The following is a 19699-nucleotide window of genomic DNA, read 5'->3' as shown; positions in this document are numbered from 1 at the left end:
TTTTCGTTTCGGGTGCTTGAAAAGGTAGGGATTAGGGAATGCAAGGTTTTTCGGGAAAAATACTACCCGCAGGGCTGGAGATTTTTTCCGAAAACAGGAGGCTTGACCTTGCATTCCCGTCCAATCCCGGAATTACCTTTGCGCCCAGAACGGAAATGACTATCTGATGCGGCTCACTGAAAGACGCGAAAATGGAGGTAAACGGAAGTGGAGGCAGATTGGACAGGAAAACTTCAAAAGAGAAATCCGTAAAAAAGGGAAAACGCCAAAAGGAAAAGGGACATAGCCGGAGGCGTGAAACCGGGCAAACCACCGGCAAGGAAGTATGATTTTATATGTCTGGCCGAGCGTGTACGGTCGGACGGATAAAATCATTCTTCCCGGTTTGCCTGCCGTGTGTGACGGCTTGTTCCATTTATGGATCGGGCGGTCAGACACGGCTTTCCGCTTACGGCTCAAAGGAACAGTGGAAAAAGAAAAATCGTCAGAAACCCGTAAAAGCACCTCTTTGGCATAAGCACAAAAGAAATGGGCCTTGCATCATTAGTCTAAACTGTTGTTTAGGCGTGAGGCAAAGCCCTTTTCTCCGCTTATGCGTAGTCGGCATACGTTCGACCAAAATCCTTTTGGGCGATGGTGTGCCGACGGACAAAACCGCTTTTACGGAAAAACTTGTATGAGAAGAAAAAATTAGGGAGATTCATTTCAAAATCTCCCGTTTTATTGTTACTTTTGCATACGAAGAGTTCTTTGAAGGTTACGCAACGCGCAGAAGGATGATGCAGTAGATAACTAACTAAATCGTAACCTATTACTATCATGAGCAATTAACCTACGCTCAGTTCCAATAAATTACACTCTTTTCGTAACTTCGCCTGACAAATCTACCGAATAATTTCGAATTATGAAAACATGAGGAAGAATTCCATACTAAGTTCTTTCGGTTTTCGTTATTACTTTAAATAAATCGTACGATGAAGATAGCATATTGGGTGGTGTTTTTGGGGATTGCTTCGTGTGTGAATCGGAGCGTTGTGTCGGTAGAGGAAACGGCCGAAGCCTCTCTTTCCGAGATTGCGGAACATGTGGTGGCCATTCCGTTGGAGACGAATGGACGATGCCGGATGGGGCCGGTAGATACGGTGAAACGTGCCGGGAATGAGTTTTTTGTGCTCAGCAACCGGATGCTTTATCGTTTCGATCGTGAAGGGCGGTTTCTCAGCCGCATCGCTTCGGACGGGGATAGCCGATGTTCAGCGATCCGCGATTTCGCGGTAGATCCGCAACGCAGACAGGTCGTGGCCATCGATACGTGCGGGCATGCGCTGTTCTTCGCATACGACGGGACGCTGGTCCGTTGCAACACTCTTGCCGAAAAGCCGTGGCAGAGTCTGCTGAAGATCGCGTATCACGACGGACACTTTTGGGCAACCGCCGAGCAATGCGCTACCTCGGCATCGGGCGGGGAGAGGAAGATCGAGAAATGGCTCTACCGGCTCGATGCGTCGTTCGACGTGGTGGACGGAACACCTTTGTGTGATGTCGATTTAAAACGTTTTCACTTGAGCAGTCATTTTGATCCTGAGCTGTGCGTATCTCCACATGGACTGTATGCCTACACCGCTTCGTATGAGCCGGAAAAGCTGCTGGCCGACACGCTCGCCCTGATCGAAGGCAATGGGCTGGAAAAGATTTTGCACACATCGGCCGACGATCCCGTCCCCATGCTTCCGTTTCGGCTCGGACAACGTTTTCTGATAGCATCAAACGGAAAAAACGGAGACGAAAGTCGCTATTTCTATTGCTACGACCTGCTTGAACAACGTGCGTTTCGCCTGAAGAACGGCTTTACGGACGATTTCTATCAGACAGGCCAAGTGCCCGACCTGCAGGCGCTCGATGTGTATGGCAACGAGTTCTGCTATTGTCGTTCGGGGCAAGCCGTCTCTCGCTTATGCCCCGAACGCGCGGCAACAGATAATCCGGTGTTATTCGTGGTGCGCCTGAAAGCATGAAAAGCATCGCTTCCCTTGCTTTCAGGCGCATCCTTTTTTCTCTTTCCCGTGTTAACGGAAGAAGTAGCGGAAGATATCGTTGCCGTTGGCGTAAATAAGCAGTCCGAAGAGAAGAATCATCCCGGCAATCTGCGCGTATTCGAGAAATTTTTCGCTCGGTTTGCGTCTCGCCACCACCTCGTAGATCAGGAACATGATATGTCCGCCGTCCAGCGCGGGGATGGGAAGAATATTCATAAACGCCAGAATGATACTCAAGAAAGCCGTTCGCATCCAGAATACCTGCCAATCCCATTCGGCCGGGAAAAGGCTGCCGAGCGTCCCGAAGCCACCGATCGAAGAAGCGCCCTCTTTCGTAAAGACATATTTCATATCGCTCACGTAGCCTTTCAACGTCTTGATACCGAGATTTACCCCGGCCGGGAACGACGAAAAGAAGCCGTATCGCACAGTCGTAGTCTCATAAAGCAAAGCCGGCATTTTCATCTGAACGCCGATGTGACCGAGCGAATCGATCGGTACGGTCAGCGCCATCTCCGCACCGTCACGAACGACGCCGACTTGCACCGTCTGTCCGCGATACGTATACAGCGCTTCTCTTGCTTCGAGCGACATGGCCGTCAGAGAGTCACCGACCGACACGATACGGTCGCCCGCCAGCATTCCGGCCTCCTTCGCCGACGAAGCCACCACTTTATCGATGACCATCGGGATGCGATAGTTCGCAAATCCATCTTTATTCCGAAGCATCCGTTGCATCATATCGGCCGGGATCGTGATCGTTACTTCCTGACCTTCGCGGAGCACAGTTACCGACTGCGCATTGATTACCTGACGGAAGCTGTGCTCGTCGAGGCGTTGCAGTTCTTCGCCGTCGGCACGGAGAAGAATATCGCCGTCTTTGAAACCGACCTCCTTGAATGTCGCGCTGTAGTACATGCCGTCCGTCGCGTTCTTGAGCGGCAGGTACGTATCTCCCCACGTGAAAAGCACCATCGAATAGATGAAGAGCGCCAGCAGGAAGTTGAACAGTACGCCGCCGACCATAATCAGCAGGCGTTGTGCCGCCGACTTGGAGCGGAACTCCCACGGTTGCGGAGGTTGCGCCATCTGTTCCTTGTCCATCGACTCGTCGATCATCCCTGCGATTTTGCAGTATCCGCCGAGCGGTAACCATCCCAGGCCATACTCCGTATCGCTGTTTTTAGGTTTGAATTTGAAGATCGAAAACCACGGGTCGAAAAAGAGGTAAAACTTGTCGACACGTACTTTGAAGAGCCGTGCAAAAAGAAAATGCCCGAACTCATGTACTAATACCAGAATCGATAAACTTAAAATCAGCTGTAAGGCCTTGATCAAAAATATTTCCATAAAGTCTGTTCCTTATTTATTTGTTTTTTGTTTGTCCAATCGATGTCGGCAGGCAGACACAGAAGTGTCTACCCTGATTTTTTTACCTGCCTGACATGTTCACCTGTTTAAAAACTCCGCTGCTATCCGTCGCGCTTCGGCATCGGTTTCTACATAGTCGTCGTATGTCGGCCGGGCAACGAATGTCGCTTTTTCCATCGTTTGGGCAATCACGTCGCTCATTTGCAGGAATCCTGCCCGGTCTTCGAGGAAAGCGGCTACGGCCACCTCGTTGGCGGCATTGAGGATGCACGGCATGTTACCTTCCTTACGGATGGCCTCGAAGGCGTACGCCAGATTACGGAAACGTCCCATATCGGGCTCTTCGAACGTGAGCGAGGCATATTGCCGGAAGTCCAGTCGAGGAGCAGCGGTTTTCAGTCGCTTCGGATACGACAGCGCATACGCGATGGGCAACTTCATGTCGGGCAGTCCTAGTTGCGCCAGTACTGCACCGTCTTCGAACTGCACCATCGAATGAACGATCGACTGCGGATGGACTACGATCTCGATCTGCTCGGGCGGAAGATCGAACAGCCATCGTGCCTCGATCATCTCGAAGCCTTTGTTCATCATCGAGGCCGAGTCGATCGTGACCTTCGCCCCCATGTTCCAATTGGGATGACGGAGCGCCTGCTCCTTCGTGACTGTCGCCAGCTCATCCGGCGTTTTCGTGCGGAATGGACCTCCGGAAGCCGTCAACCATATTTTTTCCACCGAATTGTTCCACGTTCCGGAGAGGCACTGGAAGATGGCCGAATGTTCGGAATCGACCGGGAGGATGGGGGCATTGTTCTCTTTGGCCAGTGTCGTGATCAGTTCGCCCGCAACAACGAGGGTCTCCTTGTTAGCTAGTGCGATTGCTTTTCCGGCTTCAAGGGCGGCGATGGTCGGACGTAAACCCGCATACCCGACCAGCGCTGTGAGCACCATATCGATCGGCTTCATCTGTACGACCTGCGCAAGGGCGTCAGCCCCTCCCCATACTTTGATGGGCAGGTCGGCAAGCGCCTCTTTCAGTCGGGGATAGTGCTGTTCATTCGCGATGACAACGATTTCGGGCATGAAACGACGCGCCTGACGGATCAGGAGATCGACCTGATGATGGGCGGTAAGTACATAAACCTCGAACATGTCGGGATGTTCTTCAATCACTTCCAATGCCTGTGTTCCGATGGAACCGGTCGAACCCAATATAGCGATTTTTTTCTTCATCTTTTTTTAAAATGCAATGTATTCTTCCGGATTGACGGAAGCTCCCTGATGCCACAACTCGAAATGCAGGTGAGGCCCGGTAGACAGCTCGCCCGTATTACCGACCAGCGCAATCGCTTCGCCGGCTACGACATACTGTCCGATCTCCTTCAAGAGAGCGTGGTTATGCTTGTAGACCGATATAAATCCGTTCCGGTGCTGCAACGTGATCACGTTGCCGAATTCGGTATCGTAGCCCGTGTAAATCACGGTACCGTCAAGCGTGGCGAGCACGCTTTCTTTCGGACCGGCTACGAGGTCTACTCCATAGTGGCGGTTCTCCAGATCGTAATGCGCAGAGATAGTGCCGTTCACGGGTTTATAGAAAAAGACATTGTCTGTCAGCCTCGGACCGTCATTCAAGGCGGTCAGGTTGTATTTTTCCTCCTGTTCGTAGTTTTGGATGAACGCCTCTTCCGTTTTCGAACGAGGAATATCGTAATCGGCTTTGATAAATGCGGCCGAATCTATGGCGTGAACCGAGTCGAGAGTCATTGTTCCGCTCATGATGGCCGTGACGTTTCTCAGATAGAGCGACTGTTTCTTTAATGCGGCGTCTAACGAGTCGGCGCGTATCGCGCTCTGCACGATTGCCTGACGCACCTCGGCGTCCAGATAACCGGGCAAGTAGTTCCGTATGGGAGTTGTGATAATGATTAACGAGGTGATCGTGATCATGAAAAGCGCAAAGACACAGACGGCCGAGAAAAACCACAATTGCGATACCCGACAGTTCCATACTTCTTCGAGCGTCGATTCGTTAATGAAAGATAGCTTATATTTAAAACGAACCCTTTTCCAGAACGATTTCTTCTTGTTTTTCAGTTCTTTTTTCTTCTTGCTCATAACGTTAATTCAAATCTAAAATCCCTTTCGGCAACGATACGGTTATATGCCTGTTTCGCTCATCGATGGAGTAAATCATTTCTGCAGCCATCGGGATCAACCGTTCTTTGCCCTGATCATCGACACGAAACACAACATTGGCTGTGGACTCGTCTACATCCGCCACCGTTCCGATTTCCCCCAGCATCTCGTCAGTCAGCAGATAACCGATGAAACGCGTCCATGATTCGTTACCATCCTCTTCCGGCAATGCATCGGCAGGATAATAAACCGATCGGTTGGTAAACTTCTTCGCTGTGGTTTCATCGTTTATTCCCTCCAGCTTTACCAACAGAGATGATGTATTCTTCGATCGGAACGATTCAACAAAAAACGGCACCCATATACCGTCCATCTCACAAACCACATACGGATCGTCTGCGTTTTCAAATAATCCGTTGTAATTTGTGACGAATGTCAGTTCGCCTTTAATACCATGCGGTTTGGCAAATTGTCCGATCATTGCGATGTCTTCTTCTCGTATCATGCGTCCACCTCCGTTTCTTTAAATTCTCGTAATGCAAGCGCCAAGCCTATTTGGCCGTTTGTCGATTTGCTCATCCCCCTGGTCAATCTGTTCGAGAACTGGTCAAATCACTTGCAAGGCTTCGTTTTTCGCACCTTGGGGCGTTATTTCGCCTTGTAATTGGTGTCCTCCTATGACAAACGAACTCATCGATTTTTTCGGAACGGCTTTTTGCTTTGGTTCTGTGGGCGGTTCTGTGCCTGTATGACCTCACGGTTGTCGATCAGCCTGTAGTTCTCTTCGTTCAGTACAATTAAATCATCGGATAATTCGGCCAAATCACTCAGAATTTTCCGGTCTGTTACGGTATCTTTATTCCAGATGATAAATGTTTTTTTCATGTGATTGGCCAGCATTCTCACCAGGACGTCTTTTTCCGGACTGTTTTCTCGTTCCGTTGTTTTCCGGATCATCTGCTCCAGAATCTTTCCGTAATGGCGGTAACGGATACGTGAGTCGCCATACGGGATACGGGGAGGGCGACTGTAGAGGTTTTCTTTTTTAATAATCTCGTACGGATAGTCGACATCCAACTTGAAATCGGACATGATGGCCAGGTGGTCCCACAAAATATGTTTGAAATCATTGACATCTCTCAGATGTGGAAACAGGTTACCCATAATGCTGATAATCGCATTGGCGCACCGGTTACGTTCTTCGCGGTCTTCAATCGTTATGCAATGATCCACCATATTTTGAATATGACGTCCGTATTCGGGCAACGCCAGTCGTTTCTCTGTCGTGTTATATTTCATTTTAAGTTGAATATGATAATGTGGCGACAAAAGTAGCTATTTTTTGCGGATAAAAGAGCATGTAAGGCGTTTAATATTCGTGCAAATAATTGTATAAAAGTAAATATTTTTCTTGGATAACGATGATTGGGAGCGGATCTTCTATATTTTCTGCTTATTTTTGTCTCGAGATAAAGAAATAGTTATCCGTACATACATAAAACAAAAGCAAATTTGGCGATGAGCACAAAGTATACAGCCCCTTTGGCGGGCAAAGTTTATATTTCCGGCAAGATCGATAAAGTGCATGTCGGGATGAAGCAAGTTCACTTGTCCGATACGATCACAGTCAATGCGGCAGGTGAGCAGACAGTCAAGTCGAATAGTCCGGTCACGCTTTATGATACGTCCGGTCCGTATTCCGATCCGCGGTATATTCCTTACATGGGTAAAGGGATTCCGCGCATACGGGAAGAATGGTACGGACGGCGTAAGGATATCGTGATTCGGGAGGGAAAGGCATCTCCCGGACCGAAAAAAAAAGGTGCATTTCCGGTAACCAATCCGGTATTTCTTGCCCGGAACGAGAGACAGATCACACAGATGAGCTACGCTAAGAAGCGTGTCATCACTCCGGAGATGGAATATGTGGCGATCCGCGAGAATCAGCAGGTCGAGGCCTTAGGTCTGAAGTCATATATCACACCTGATTTCGTGCGCAGGGAAGTGGCCTCAGGACGTGCCATTATCCCGGCCAATATCAATCATCCGGAAGCCGAACCGATGATTATCGGACAACGTTTCCTCGTAAAAATCAATATGAATTTTATTCCTTCGGGCGAAGGCTATGAAAGGGATACCATGCGGATGATCGAATATTGTCGCTTGGGTGCGGATGTCCTGACGGATTTATCCGACACGGTCGAGAGCAGGCAAAACCGCGATTGGCTGCTGCGTAACTGTCCCGTACCGGTCTGTACCAGTCCGCTGCATGAGGCATTGGCGCAAGCGGGAGGAGAACCGGCCGACATTACGTGGCCGCTTTTCCGCGATACACTGATTAAACAGATGGAGCAGGGGGTCGATATTATCGCAATTCATGCGGCGATGCACCGCAAACATTTGAAGCTGATCGATAATCGTTTGACGCATCTCACTTCGCAAAGCGGTTCGATTCTGCGTCGCTGGATGAAAGCGCACAAGCAGGAAAACTTTCTCTATACCAACTTCGATGAAATTTGCGAAATCCTCCGAACTTACGACGCCGTACTGTCTATCGGTAGCGGGTTACGTCCGGGATCGGTCTACGATGCTAACGACCGGGCTCAGTTTGCTGAACTTTCCGAGATGCGCGATCTGACCGAGAGAGCATGGAAACAATATGTGCAAACGATGACGGAAGGACCGGGACATGTGCCGATGAACAAGATTGAAGCCAATGTAAAGGAACAGCTGTATGTTTGTAAGGGCGCTCCGTTCTTCACACCGGGTATGAAGACAACCGATATCGCCGGTAAGTACGATTACATCGCTTCGGCTATCGGTAGCGCGCAGGTCGCTTGGTACGGAGCGTCGCTCATCGGTGGAAGCACACGGCAAGAATATAGAGAACGGCCTACCGGAGAAGAAGTGCAGGCCAGCATCCTCGCTCATAAGATTGCAGCTCATACGGCTGATCTGGCCAAAGGACATCCCGGAGCACAGGTGCGTGATAATGCGCTTGGCAAAGCACGTAAAGAAGGCCGTATGGAAGATATTTACGCCCTCTCTTTCGGATGGTAGGGCATAGCATCGAGAAATTACGCATGCATACAGTTATTCCGGCACGGATTGCCGAAAAATTACAGATTAGCGAGCGACAAGTAGAAAACACCTTGCAGTTACTCGACGATGGCGCAACGATCCCTTTTATCAGCCGTTATCGAAAGGAGCGAACCGGTGGACTTGACGAGATTCAGATCGCCGATATTTCCGGTGAATACAAACGCCTGCTCGATCTTCAGAAACGTAAAGAGACGATTGTCGGAAGCATCGAAGAGCAGGAGAAAATGACCGACGAACTACGGCGAAAAATCGAAGAGACGTGGTCGGCAACAGAGCTTGAAGATCTGTACTTGCCGTTTAAGCCGAAACGTCGTACGCGGGCACAGATCGCTCGCGAGAGAGGCCTTGAACCGTTGGCTAAAATGGTGATGAGTCGTCGAAACGATGTGGAAACTGCCGCCATGCGCTTTGTAACGGATGAGGTTCCGACACTCGATGACGCGCTGGCCGGCGCACGTGACATTATCGCCGAGTGGATAAACGAAAATCCTGCCGCACGGAACGCGGTACGTTCCGTTTTTGCGCGCGAAGCCGTAATATCCAGTCGTGTCGTCAAAGGGAAAGAAACCGAAGGAGATAAATATCGTGACTACTTCGATTGGAGCGAACCGTTGCGGCGTATCTCGTCGCACCGACTGCTGGCTATCCGTCGTGGCGAGGCTGAAGGCATCCTGCGTGTCGATATCTCGCCCGACGAAGTGCATGCACTCGAACGGTTGCACAGACTGTACGGCTGTACGGTTGCATCCGCCGGCGAACAGGTGCGCATGGCTGCCGATGATAGCTATAAACGATTGCTGAAACCCTCTATCGAAACGGAATTCGCAGCTTCAAGCAAAGAAAAAGCCGATCAGGAAGCGATTCGCATCTTTGAAGAGAACTTGCGACAGCTCCTTCTTTCACCACCACTCGGGCAGAAGCGTGTGATGGGCATCGACCCGGGTTTTCGTACCGGATGTAAAGTCGTCTGCCTCGACCGGCAAGGCAATCTGCTGCATAACGAAACGATTTATCCGCATCCGCCTCAAAACGATCGCACGGGCGCGATGAAAAAAATCGCTCATTTGGTCGAGCAATTCGATATTCAAGCGATCGCGGTCGGTAACGGAACAGCCGGACGGGAAACCGAGCAACTGGTACAAAATATACGGTACGACCGGAAGGTGCAGGTGTTTAGCGTCAGTGAAAACGGGGCAAGTATTTATTCGGCTTCCAAGATTGCACGCGAAGAATTTCCCGACTACGACGTGACGGTGCGCGGTGCCGTGTCATTGGCGCGCCGGCTGATGGATCCGCTTGCGGAGCTGGTGAAGATCGATCCGAAATCGATCGGAGTAGGACAATACCAGCACGACGTGAACCAGAAGGCCTTGAAGCTGTCGCTCGATCAGACGGTCGAGATGTGTGTGAACAAGGTCGGAGTCAACGTGAATACGGCGAGCCGTCATCTGCTGACGTATGTGTCGGGCATCGGTGCAACGCTTGCACAAAACATCGTAGATTACCGTGCCGAGCATGGAGCGTTTCGTTCACGCAAAGCCTTTATGAAAGTTCCTAAAATGGGTGCTAAATCGTTCGAGCAGAGCGCCGGTTTTCTGCGGATCGACGGAGCGGAGAATCCGTTGGACAACTCTGCCGTACATCCCGAAAGTTATGGAATAGTCGAGCAGATGGCTGCCGACTTGCATTGCCGTGTCGATGATCTGCTGGCCGACGAGTCATTGCGTAAGCAAATCGTACTCGAACATTATGTTACAGACACAGTCGGTCTGCCTACCCTCCTTGACATCATGGCCGAGCTTGGCAAACCCGGACGCGATCCCCGCGAAACAATCCGCGTCTTTGAGTTCGATCCGAACGTAAAGAACATCCACGATCTGCGGCCGGGGATGGTGCTGCCCGGTATTGTGACGAATATTACGAAGTTCGGCGCTTTTGTCGATGTCGGCATCAAGGAAAACGGCCTTGTACATGTTTCACAAATGGCCGATCGTTTCGTCAGTGACCCGACGGAAGTCGTTTCACTCCATCAGCATGTATCCGTCAAAGTGATCGAAGTCGACGAAGCACGCAAGCGAGTCGGACTGAGTTTGCTGCTGTAAGCCGAAATTACTTCGTACCTCCCGACAGATTTGCACTTACTCCGATCCGCACACCACCCTCGCAGATGCGTAGGTGCAGATTTCTGGGAGCGAAGGGCAGCAATGCATGCATCCTCATATACGGATTAATGAACATGGAGAAGCCGCACTTGAAGTCGTACTTGATGCCTGTGCCCAACATGGCACCCAAGCCTGTCTGGTTATCGATGTCATGGCCGGACGAAGTGTCGATATCCATCTGTAAGCCACCGTTGACAAAGGCATATTTCAGAAAATTGGCTCGGAATGTCAGAGGAATACCGATCAGCGATAACATTACTTTTTTGTCTGCCGGCCTTTCTCCACTGATAGGAGCAGAAACTACGGTGATTTCGTGCCGTGCATATTCTACTCCCGTCTCGAAATCCAGCCACCGATTTAGAGGATAAGTGTAGTTCAAACCCAGCGCGAAGAACCCTCCATTATCATAACTTGCACTACCATCCACATTTGTCAGATATAATCCTGTATTTTTTCCGAAGGAAGAGAAACTTACTCCGATACGACCTTTCCGGAAATCCGGCCCCCAACTGTCTTGCGCGGTCAAAAAGCATGGACACACGGATAGAAGAAAAAATGTAATAAACAGTGTCTTTTTTATCATGATTATGTTGTGGGATAAAAGTTAATAAATTGCAATGTTTTTTGTATTATAATCAGAAACGTTTGATCAAGAACGAAGGATGAAAGCGAAAAAAGACTCCGAACGAATAATTGAACCGGTTTCCCTCCGCATCATGACGTTTCTTCGGATCGACTATTCGCGTCCCTATCCGATAAAACGCATCGGCGTTGATGCCCAACGAAAACTCATGGCCGAACCTGCGGGTATATTCGGCTCCTGCGTAAACCATGCGAGGTTGTCGGTAAACGGCATCATCCAAGTACGTAGAGATAGCCCCATAAAACGGATTGCCGAATAGAGAAATAAAATCATCACATTTCCAATAAGCAGCCCGTACGCGGAAATCGCACAAGTCGGCCGTCATACTTCCATACCAGCCGTAGCCTCGTTTCAGCGGCCACAGATTGCCGGCATGCTGATAATACCCGGTTGCGTCGAACTCTATCTGCAACTTCTTCAACACCCCGCGCCGTACATTCCAGTCGACCCCGACGCCAGCCGCACCATTCAGCATGGTTTGTACCGACTGGCCGCTACTGATCGTATCCAGTTCGCCTCCGCGATGTTGTGCCAGCGCCTGCATCAAGGCATAAACATGAAATGTAGATTCCGGCGAGTTGAACTTAAACCGCGAAGACCATCCGAACGTAAACGCCTCCTGATGAGTATCCAGCTTGTAAATGAAACTCTCCCAGTTCAGCCAAATATCCAAGTCCATCCAGCGCGGATGATATAAGATCTGTACCCCCGCCTCCGGGTCGGACGATAAATTGAGCTCCGGATTGTACAGCGGATCAATCAAGCCATGGTTACTCCCGCCATATAGATCGCCCAAAATCAGGTCTACCTGATCCGACAATGCTACATGTGCCCGCAGATAAGGTAATAAATGTACATTGTGCTTCGATTCTTCCCCCCGCCAAACGGCAATGTCCTTATATGCGAAGGCCGGATAGCGGGTCGCTCCCCAAAACCAAACGGAATGCACACCACCTTCCAGCTTGATGTTTTCCGTCGGATAGTAGACGCCTTTGAGTTGCAACCAAAATCCGGGCAAGGTATATCCCTTTTGTGCAAAACTCGTACTTTCGGCATTCCGAAAGAAGCTGAGGTTATCTAATGCAACAAACAGTTTGCGTTCATTCTCAGATGTTATGCGGTAATCGGTACGGAATACTTTTTCCGCAAGCTGTGCGTGCAACCAAAAAAGATTCGTGCTTGCTCCTGCAAACAGCATACATAGGAAGAATACTCGTAAACCGTGAAATCGTATCATGCCTTTTCAAAAAACGAGTGCAAACATAAAAAAATTACGTCGAACTATGTATGCTAATGTCAGAAATTTAGCCGATACGTTCGAAATACTTCGATAAAAACATGCTATATAACATCTTTTTAAGTTGTCGCATTCAGCAGAAGAACGCTAATTTTACACGCAAAATTAACAAATGACTGATTATGGAGAATGATCAAACGCAATCCGGTCTGCGTGTGGAAGATTTCCGCACGCAGATAGACGGAAAAGAAATTTCGCTATGTGTTTTAACGAATAAATCCGGCGCCGAGGTAACCGTTACCAACTATGGCGCCAAAATAGTCTCACTGATGGTGCCCGACAAGAACGGGCGACTGACAGACGTCGTTACCGGCCATCGTTCGATTCATGATTATCTCACTTCGGAAGAGCCATACTTTGGCGCCGTTTGCGGACGCTACGGTAATCGCATTGCCAAAGGACGATTCACGCTCGACGGAACGGTTTATGACAAGCTGGCCATCAACAACGGCCCCAACAGCTTGCACGGAGGCCTCAAAGGCTTCAATGCCGTCGTATGGGAAATGGAGCAAGTCGATCGGCAAACCGTCAAACTGCAATATGTTTCAGCCGACGGAGAGGAAGGATTCCCCGGAACGCTGAGGGTGGAAGTGACTTACCGCTGGACGGACGATAACGAATTGGCGATCGCCTACCGCGCAACAACCGACCGGCCGACTGTACTAAACCTCACGAATCATTCGTACTTTAATTTGTCCGGTGCCGGAGACCCGTCCATCGGAGACCATCTGCTGACAATCGATGCCGATTATTATCTGCCGACCGACGAAACGGCCATCCCTCTCGGACCGAAAGCAACCGTAGAAGGCACACCGATGGATTTCCGCGAATGTCACCCCGTGGGCGAACGGATCGATGAGCCGTTCGAACAACTGATTATCGGAAAAGGTTATGATCATACGTATGTGCTGAACCGCACTGCCTCTGACGGCCTGCCGGTGTTTTGCGCCCGATGTGCTTCTCCCAAAACCGGCATCGTGATGAATACCTACACAACCGAACCGGGTGTACAGCTTTATACCGGCAACTGGATGACCGGTAACTTCGAAGGAAAGAAGGGACAACGCTATCCGATGCGTGCTGCCTTGTGCCTCGAAACCCAACACTTCCCCGACAGTCCCAACAAACCCGACTATCCGTCGACCGTGCTTCGTCCCGGCGAGGTGTTTGAGAGTACAACCGTCTACGCTTTTTCTGTGGAATAACGATGAGAATAATAGATTAATAAAAAACTAAAAAGAACAATGAATTATGAGTGACAAAAAGAATTACACATTACCAATTATCGTAATGATTTTCCTGTTCGGTATGATTTCGTTCGTAACGAACCTTGCTTCTCCGATGGGAGACATCTTGAAGTTTCAGTTCAATGTGCCCAACTGGATGGGAACATTAGGGGTAGTTGCCAACTTTATTGCTTATGCCGTGATGGGATATCCTGCTGGTAACCTGTTGCAAAAATTTGGGTATAAGAAGACCGCCTTGATTGCGATTTCTATCGGCTTTGCCGGTGTAGGCATTCAGACTCTTTCGGGCACGATGGAAAGTTTTGGCGTGTATCTGCTGGGTGCATTTATCGCAGGTTTTTCCATGTGTTTGCTGAATACGGTAGTAAACCCGATGCTGAACTCACTCGGAGGAGGAGGAAATAAAGGAAACCAATTGATTCAGATCGGCGGATCATTCAATTCGTTATGCGGTACGGCTGTGATCATTCTGACAGGTATCCTTATTCCGGAAGGAATCAAGAATGCTCAAATCAGCAACGTGTTTCCCCTCATGTATGCGGCGCTGGCTATTTTTGCCTTTGCCTTTTTAGTGATTGCGCTGACAGCTATTCCTGAAAAAGACAAAGAACAACAAGTATCTTCCGAATCTTCTCAATACAGTCCGCTATCTTTCCGCCACTTCATACTCGGTGCGGTAGGTATTTTCGTATATGTCGGTGTTGAGGTAGGTATTCCGAATGTGTTGAACAAATGGCTTCAAAACCCTGATTTAGATGTGTTGCAATTAGGTGGCATGGGGAATGCCGAAGCGATTGCTGGGTCTGTAACCGCGACGTATTGGTTATTGATGCTTGTAGGTCGCTTGCTCGGGGCAGCGATCGGTAGCAAAGTATCGGCTAAGAGTATGTTACTCGTAGCTTCGGGATTAGGATTAGTGCTTACGCTTGTGGCCATGTTTACCCCTGTCAGCTCGTTGATTAATCTGCCTGTATTCAAGAATGATGCCAGCGGGCTGTTCGGACTAGTGCAAGTTCCTGTAAGCGCAGCTTTATTGGTGTTGATCGGTTTGTGTACCTCTGTGATGTGGGGTGGTATCTTCAATCTGGCTGTAGAAGGGTTAGGCAAATACACCGAAAAAGCCTCCGGTATTTTTATGGTGATGGTTTGCGGTGGAGGTATTCTCCCGTTGTTGCAAAATGCAATTGTGGATATGAAAGATGGTATAGGGTATATGGCCAGCTACTGGGTAATTGTAGCCGGACTGATTTACCTCCTCTACTATGCGCTGATTGGTTGTAAAAATGTAAACAAGGATATTCCTGTGAATTAATATAGACAAGTGCCGCTTCATCCTGGCAAAGGATGAGGCGGTAAATTTTTTATCATATAATAACGGATTAACAGTATGGAAGTAGAACATGTAAGAAGCCGGTTTATCAAACATTTCGACGGCACTACCGGCACCGTATATGCGTCTCCGGGACGTATTAACCTCATTGGCGAACATACCGACTATAACGGTGGTTTCGTATTCCCCGGAGCGATCGACAAGGTCATGATGGCCGAGTTGAAACGAAACGGTACGAATAAGGTACGTGCTTATTCGATCGACATGAAAGACTATGTGGAATTCGGTTTTGAGGAAGCCGATGCGCCGCGTACAAGCTGGGCACGCTATATCTACGGCGTATGTCGCGAGATCATTAAACGGGGCGGAAAGCTCGAAGGTTTTAATACCGCGTTTGCGGGTGATGTGCCGTTGGGCGCAGGGATGTCATCGTCGGCTGCTTTGGAGAGTGTGTACGCGTATGCGTTGAACGATATGTTCGATTTGGGTATCGACAAGTTTGAACTGGCCAAAATAGGACAAGCTACGGAACATAACTATTGTGGCGTGAAATGTGGTATCATGGATCAGTTTGCCTCGATCTTCGGAAAGGCCGGCAGCCTGATGCGTCTTGATTGCCGTTCGCTCGAGCATCAATATTTCCCGTTCGATCCGAAAGGATACAAACTCGTTTTGCTCGACACGGTCGTGAAACACGAGCTTGCATCTTCGGCCTATAACAAACGTCGCGAGTCGTGCGAAAACGTGGCACGTGCCATCGGCGTAGCATTTCTGCGCGATGCCACACTCGATCAGCTCAATGCTGTGAAAGGAAAAGTGAGTGATGAAGATTATATGCGTGCAGAATACGTGATTGAAGAAATTCAGCGCGTGCTCGATGTTTGTGATGCGCTCGAAAAAGGCGATTACGAGACGGTCGGGAAGAAGATGTACGAGACGCACGAAGGCATGAGCAAACTTTACGAGGTAAGCTGTGAGGAATTGGATTTTCTTAATGACATGGCTCGCGAGTGCGGTGTAACCGGTTCGCGTGTGATGGGTGGCGGCTTCGGCGGTTGTACCATCAATCTGGTAAAAGATGAATTATACGAGCCGTTCGTTACGAAAGCCAAAGAAGCTTATCGCGCTAAATATAACCGTAGTCCGAAAGTATACGACGTTGTGATCAGCGACGGGGCGCGCAAAATACGCGACTAACGGACTAATGTTTGTGTAATTTATTGATAAAAAAGCTGCCCAAGAGAAGAATCAATCTTTCCGGGCAGTTTTTTTTATGTGAATCTGTGCCCCAAAGGAATATGGTAAATGGTGGAGAGATTTAGAAAAATATCTTCTGCTAAACAGGTCTTTTCATACAAGCAGTACTTTTGCACAGAACGGCTGCTCTCTTCACCGGAGACGGTTCACCAAAATAAAGAAAATTAATTTGAGAGGTAAAAACGAAATCTCTTTTTTTTGTAAACATCTGAGGTACTAAGAGCGAACCATTGTGCAAAAGTCACTCAATCAATGCTCTTTTCTTACTTTCTTGTAAGCACGTATTGATCGGCTAATTCACCTTCCGGCCTGTTACCTTCTTTATCAAGCATGGTAACCTTGTCGCCTTCGATCAGCCACTTTGTCATCTCTTCTCCCTGTCCCAGCGTGATGATGTTATTTTCCGCATCCCATGTAAGGGCGCCGGACGATTCGAAGCGACCGTCTTCCTTTCCCTGATAAACTTGCGTCAGCTTATACGTCTGATCACTCATGAGTTCAAGGGTCGTTTCAATACCGCTGCAATCGGCACACGGAAGAACGCCGTAATATACGCCGGCCTTGTCAAAAACGGGCGCCTGTACGGTTTCAATCATCTGATCGTCCTCGCTGGTTTCCGTATTTTTGTTACCGGATTTGCAAGATACGAGTCCAAACAGGAGTGCTGCGACTCCCCAAAAAAACAAATTCTTTTTCATACGATGTAATATTCAATTGAGTTAATCTAAAAGAATAAACAAACGAGGCGGTAAAATGTTTGCGTAACATCTGAAAACAGATGTTTTTTATGTCTTTTTAACGCCGTTGTGTATTCGTTGAGGTGTCAACGGTCGCTTTCCGATGCCCGGAGTTCCCGATCCATGCCGGCCGCAGCCCTGCGACCGTCGCCCATGGCAAGGATGACGGTAGCTCCGCCGCGAACAATATCGCCTCCGGCATATACATCGGGTAGAGAAGAACGCATATCGTCTTCATGAACGATGATAGTGCCTTTCGACGAAATTTCCAAACCTTCAAATGCTCTTGGGATTAATGGATTAGGAGATACACCTACACTGACAATAACTTCGTCGACTTCAAGCGTTTCTACAGCGCCTTCGATCGCTACGGGGCGGCGGCGTCCGGAGGCATCGGGTTCTCCCAGCTCCATCTTCTGCAGGCGCATCTGTTTCACTCGCCCGTTTTCGTCGCCCAGATATTCAATCGGGTTGTGTAGTGTCAGAAATTCGATTCCTTCTTCTTTGGCATGCTTTACTTCTTCCAGTCGGGCAGGCATTTCTTCTTCGCTGCGACGGTAGACGATCATGGCGCGCGAAGCACCTAAACGACGTGCCGTACGTACCGAGTCCATCGCCGTATTTCCTCCGCCGATCACCGCCACGCGTTTACCCTGCAACACCGGCGTGTCGGAATCTTCGGATGCCGCATGCATCAGATTGACGCGCGTCAGGTACTCGTTCGACGACATAACCCCGATCAGGTTCTCGCCCGGGATATTCATAAAATTCGGCAAGCCGGCGCCACTGGCCACAAAAATGCCTTTGAAACCGTCGGCATGGAGATCATCGTAGCTGATCGTTTTTCCTACGATGCAATTTGTGATGAAGTGAACGCCCATGCGCCGCAGACCGTCGATTTCAAATTCGACGATTCGGTTAGGAAGACGGAACTCCGGAATGCCGTATTTCAATACGCCGCCGATCTCGTGCAATGCTTCGAACACGGTAACCTCATATCCGCGCTTGGCCATGTCGCCGGCAAACGAGAGTCCGGCAGGCCCGGAACCGACGACGGCGATGCGTATTCCGTTAGCCGGCATCATCTCCGGAATCGACGCCTGACCGCTCTCTCGTTCGTAATCCGCCGCGAAGCGTTCAAGATAACCGATGGCTACGGGTTCTTTTTTCATCTTCAGATGTACACACTGTGCCTCACACTGTTTTTCTTGCGGGCAGACACGACCGCAGACAGCCGGCAGGCTGCTCGTTTCTTTCAGCGTTTGGGCTGCCTTCAAGAAGTCGCCCGCTTCGATATATTTAATAAATGTAGGGATGTTGATGCTGACCGGACACCCGCTCATACATGTGGGATTGGGGCAGTCGAGGCATCGTTGTGCTTCCTGCATGGCTTGGTCGGCAGTAAGTCCGAGATTGACTTCTTCATGATTGCCGCTCCGGTAGTCGGCATTAAGCTCATTCATCCGTACACGCGAAATATCGGTGCGCTCTTTGTTTTTCTTCGTTTGGCGCAAGGTTTCTCTCCAAGGCTCGGCACGCCGTACCGCAATGAGTTCTTGTGTTGTCATACTGATTCCGGTTGTTTTTTATCGAATCCTTTATAGGCATTTAAACGCATCATCATCTCGTCGAAATCGACCTGATGCGCGTCGAATTCAGGCCCGTCTACACAGACGAACTTTGTTTGTCCGCCTACGGTCACGCGGCAGGCACCGCACATGCCTGTTCCGTCTACCATGATCGTATTCAGTGAGGCCACCGTCGGTACCTGATATTTCTTAGTCAGCTCGGAGACAAATTTCATCATGATGGCCGGGCCGATGGTCACACACAAATTGACCGGTTCGCGGTTGATTACCGATTCGACGCCGTTTGTCACCAATCCTTTCGTTCCGTATGATCCGTCATCGGTCATGATCAGAACTTCGTCGGAGCAGGCGCGCATCTGTTCTTCCAGAATGACCAGCTCTTTCGTTCGTGCGGCCAACACGACGATCACGCGGTTTCCGGCACGATGAAAGGCTTCGACGATAGGAAGCAAGGGGGCAACCCCGACTCCTCCGCCGGCACAGACCACCGTCCCGACCTTTTCGATATGCGTGGCCTGTCCCAATGGGCCGACTAAATCCGTAATCGATTCGCCTGCATTCAGTTTGCACAGCTTTTTTGACGAACGGCCGATGGCCTGAACGACCAGCGTAATCGTACCTTTTGTTGTATCGGAGGCTGCAATCGTCAGTGGAATGCGTTCTCCCTTTTCGCCTACGCGGACAATCACAAAGTGTCCGGCCTTACGTGAACGCGCAATCAATGGGGCTTCCACCTCCAGCTTTACGACGTGGGAAGAAAAATACTCTTTACTTACAATTTTGTTCATG

The 19699-nt window shown here is 49.5% G+C and carries 17 protein-coding genes; 7 read left to right on the top strand and 10 right to left on the bottom strand.

All coding sequences use genetic code 11. The features are described 5' to 3' along the window. Window positions 1–325: 325 nt before the first annotated feature. Window positions 326–517 carry a hypothetical protein gene (locus ACTTKA_RS01305; protein WP_014224645.1) on the top strand — a complete coding sequence of 64 codons (192 nt, stop codon included), beginning with the start codon at window positions 326–328 and terminating at the stop codon, window positions 515–517. Between the two features lie 457 nt (window positions 518–974). Next, the gene (locus tag ACTTKA_RS01300) at window positions 975–2015 is read left to right on the top strand and encodes a 6-bladed beta-propeller (RefSeq protein ID WP_442723673.1); all 1041 of its coding nucleotides are present in this window, start codon (window positions 975–977) and stop codon (window positions 2013–2015) included. A gap of 51 nt (window positions 2016–2066) precedes the next feature. On the opposite strand, the gene rseP is transcribed toward ACTTKA_RS01300, so the two are convergent. From rseP to ACTTKA_RS01275, 5 genes are all read right to left on the bottom strand, one after another. Continuing rightward, window positions 2067–3386 (bottom strand): RIP metalloprotease RseP, encoded by a 1320-nt coding sequence (gene rseP, locus ACTTKA_RS01295; RefSeq protein ID WP_442713661.1) that lies wholly within the window; start codon window positions 3384–3386, stop codon window positions 2067–2069. Between the two features lie 99 nt (window positions 3387–3485). After that, window positions 3486–4640 (bottom strand): 1-deoxy-D-xylulose-5-phosphate reductoisomerase, encoded by a 1155-nt coding sequence (locus ACTTKA_RS01290; RefSeq protein WP_442723672.1) that lies wholly within the window; start codon window positions 4638–4640, stop codon window positions 3486–3488. A 6-nt stretch (window positions 4641–4646) separates the two neighbouring features. Beyond that, on the bottom strand, window positions 4647–5525 hold the full coding sequence (locus ACTTKA_RS01285; protein ID WP_442723671.1) for a M23 family metallopeptidase: 879 nt from the start codon (window positions 5523–5525) through the stop codon (window positions 4647–4649). 4 nt (window positions 5526–5529) lie between these two features. Continuing rightward, the gene (gene rimM / locus ACTTKA_RS01280) at window positions 5530–6051 is read right to left on the bottom strand and encodes a ribosome maturation factor RimM (protein ID WP_442723670.1); all 522 of its coding nucleotides are present in this window, start codon (window positions 6049–6051) and stop codon (window positions 5530–5532) included. 185 nt (window positions 6052–6236) lie between these two features. Beyond that, window positions 6237–6845: a DUF4290 domain-containing protein gene (locus ACTTKA_RS01275; protein ID WP_442713657.1), complete on the bottom strand. Its 609-nt coding sequence runs from the start codon at window positions 6843–6845 to the stop codon at window positions 6237–6239. Between the two features lie 219 nt (window positions 6846–7064). On the opposite strand from ACTTKA_RS01275, the gene ACTTKA_RS01270 reads away from it, so the two are divergent. Both ACTTKA_RS01270 and ACTTKA_RS01265 read left to right on the top strand, forming a co-directional pair. Beyond that, a complete protein-coding gene (locus tag ACTTKA_RS01270) occupies window positions 7065–8606 on the top strand; it encodes a phosphomethylpyrimidine synthase ThiC (protein WP_442723669.1) in 1542 nt (513 codons plus the stop codon). Between the two features lie 23 nt (window positions 8607–8629). Then, the gene (locus ACTTKA_RS01265; protein ID WP_442723668.1) at window positions 8630–10750 is read left to right on the top strand and encodes a Tex family protein; all 2121 of its coding nucleotides are present in this window, start codon (window positions 8630–8632) and stop codon (window positions 10748–10750) included. Window positions 10751–10757: 7 nt separating this feature from the next. On the opposite strand, the gene ACTTKA_RS01260 is transcribed toward ACTTKA_RS01265, so the two are convergent. Next, complete coding sequence (locus tag ACTTKA_RS01260) at window positions 10758–11393, bottom strand: hypothetical protein (RefSeq protein ID WP_442723667.1); 636 nt, start codon at window positions 11391–11393, stop codon at window positions 10758–10760. Window positions 11394–11445: 52 nt separating this feature from the next. Beyond that, window positions 11446–12690, bottom strand: coding sequence for a hypothetical protein (locus tag ACTTKA_RS01255; RefSeq protein WP_442723666.1), 1245 nt, complete (start codon window positions 12688–12690; stop codon window positions 11446–11448). Between the two features lie 182 nt (window positions 12691–12872). Between ACTTKA_RS01255 and ACTTKA_RS01250 the strand changes: the two genes are divergently transcribed. From ACTTKA_RS01250 to galK, 3 genes are all read left to right on the top strand, one after another. Then, window positions 12873–13955: an aldose epimerase family protein gene (locus tag ACTTKA_RS01250; protein WP_442723665.1), complete on the top strand. Its 1083-nt coding sequence runs from the start codon at window positions 12873–12875 to the stop codon at window positions 13953–13955. A 46-nt stretch (window positions 13956–14001) separates the two neighbouring features. Next, complete coding sequence (locus ACTTKA_RS01245; RefSeq protein WP_442713651.1) at window positions 14002–15309, top strand: MFS transporter; 1308 nt, start codon at window positions 14002–14004, stop codon at window positions 15307–15309. Between the two features lie 75 nt (window positions 15310–15384). Further along, entirely contained in the window at window positions 15385–16524 is a 1140-nt protein-coding gene (gene galK, locus ACTTKA_RS01240; RefSeq protein WP_442723664.1) for a galactokinase, read from the top strand. Between the two features lie 323 nt (window positions 16525–16847). Here galK and ACTTKA_RS01235 read toward each other — a convergent pair whose 3' ends face one another. From ACTTKA_RS01235 to ACTTKA_RS01225, 3 genes are all read right to left on the bottom strand, one after another. Beyond that, window positions 16848–17282 (bottom strand): copper resistance protein NlpE, encoded by a 435-nt coding sequence (locus tag ACTTKA_RS01235; protein ID WP_442713649.1) that lies wholly within the window; start codon window positions 17280–17282, stop codon window positions 16848–16850. 125 nt (window positions 17283–17407) lie between these two features. After that, complete coding sequence (gltA, locus tag ACTTKA_RS01230) at window positions 17408–18889, bottom strand: NADPH-dependent glutamate synthase (RefSeq protein ID WP_442723663.1); 1482 nt, start codon at window positions 18887–18889, stop codon at window positions 17408–17410. Further along, on the bottom strand, window positions 18886–19698 hold the full coding sequence (locus ACTTKA_RS01225) for a sulfide/dihydroorotate dehydrogenase-like FAD/NAD-binding protein (protein ID WP_442723662.1): 813 nt from the start codon (window positions 19696–19698) through the stop codon (window positions 18886–18888). The genes gltA and ACTTKA_RS01225 overlap by 4 nt, the downstream gene beginning before the upstream one ends. Window position 19699: the final 1 nt, after the last annotated feature.

The organism is Tannerella sp. (assembly GCF_052170195.1).
Lineage (GTDB): Bacteria > Bacteroidota > Bacteroidia > Bacteroidales > Tannerellaceae > Tannerella.
The sequence above is the reverse complement of the archived record's forward strand: the minus strand, read 5'-3'. Positions and strand labels throughout refer to the sequence as shown.